Source organism: Methylobacterium symbioticum, assembly GCF_902141845.1.
Lineage (GTDB): Bacteria > Pseudomonadota > Alphaproteobacteria > Rhizobiales > Beijerinckiaceae > Methylobacterium > Methylobacterium symbioticum.
The window spans coordinates 1-1,298 of the sequence record NZ_CABFPH010000231.1 but is presented as its reverse complement, the minus strand read 5'-3'; the positions used below and the strand labels follow the sequence as shown (position 1 = coordinate 1,298).

Here is a 1,298-nt window from a genome sequence, read left to right as displayed (position 1 = left end):
TGGGATTGCCCCGTTTTTGTGGACGGTTCAGGGGGCTTGGCTGAGCAGGGTCTCGATCGGCAGTTCTGACGCAGTCTCCTGCTCGTAGACGACGGGCGAGCGGTAGCCGAGCGCCGAGTGGCGGCGCAGCGGATTGTAGAAGCCTTCGACGTAGCTGAAGACGGCCATGCGGGCCTCCGCCTGCGAGCGGAAGCGCCGGCGGGCGAGCAGCTCGCATTCGAGGGTCGAGAAGAAGCTCTCGGCCATGGCGTTGTCGTAGGCGTCGCCGACCGAGCCCATCGAGGGGCGCACGCCCGCCTCCTGGCACCGGTTGCCGAAGGCCAGCGACGTGTATTGCGAGCCCTGATCCGAATGATGGATCACGTCGCGCGGCCGGCGCTGCGTGACGGCCATCTCCAGGGCGTCGAGCACCAGCTCCGAGCGCAGGTGGTTGGTCATCGCCCAACCGACGATCCGCCGGCTGAAGGCGTCGAGCACCACAGCGAGGTAGAGGAAGCCGGCCGCCGTCGGCACGTAGGTGATGTCGGCGACCCACAGCCGGTTCGGTGCCTCGGCCACGAAGTTGCGGTCGACGAGGTCGGGGGCCGGCCGTGCCTCCTGATCGCGCCGTGTCGTCACGGGACCGCCGCGCCGATGGCTGGCTCCGACGAGACCAGCCTCCCGCATCAGCCGGGCGATGCGCTTTCGAGAATGGCGCTCGCCTTGCTCGCGCAGATCGGCGTGGACGCGCGGCGCGCCATAGGTCTGGCGCGAGCCGAGATGGACTGTACGGATGCGCTTCAGCAGTGCGGCGTCGGCAACCGCCCGCGCCGAGGGCTCTCGTCCCGCCCAAGCGTAGTAGCCGGCCTTCGACACGCCGAGCACACGGGCCATGGCGGCGACCGGGAAGTCGGCCTGGTTGGCGCTCATGAACCGGAAGACCCCGACGGCAGGACCCCGGTCTCCCGCGCGAACCAGGCCGTCGCGCGAGAGAGGATGTCACGCTCCAACCTCAACTGTCGGTTCTCGCGCCGCAGCCGGACGAGTTCGTCGCGCTCGCTCGCCGTCAGTCCGGGATCGGCTGTCGGCGGCTTGGCCTCGCGGCGGCCCTCGCCGCGGTCAGCCTCCGCGACCCAGTTCTGGATGGTCTGGCGCGACGGCTCGAACTCGCGGGCGAGCTCGGTGGGGTCGCGGCCGGCGCGGACCAGATCGACCATCTGCCGCCGGAACTCGGCGGGGTATGCGGGGCGGGTCTTGGGCATCGGGCAAACACCTCACGCGAAAGCGATCTCGGTGTCCATCAAACCGGGGCAATCCCA

The 1,298-nt window shown here is 69.8% G+C and carries 1 protein-coding gene; it reads right to left on the bottom strand.

Annotation, left to right across the window (positions count from 1 at the left end; all coding sequences use genetic code 11):
* Positions 1 to 27 precede the first annotated feature (27 nt).
* Positions 28 to 1,241 (bottom strand): IS3 family transposase gene (locus MET9862_RS29005; protein WP_108943201.1). Its coding sequence is split into 2 segments (ribosomal slippage): positions 28 to 962 and positions 962 to 1,241, totalling 1,215 coding nucleotides; the frame shifts between segments, so codons are not numbered across the junction.
* Positions 1,242 to 1,298: the final 57 nt, after the last annotated feature.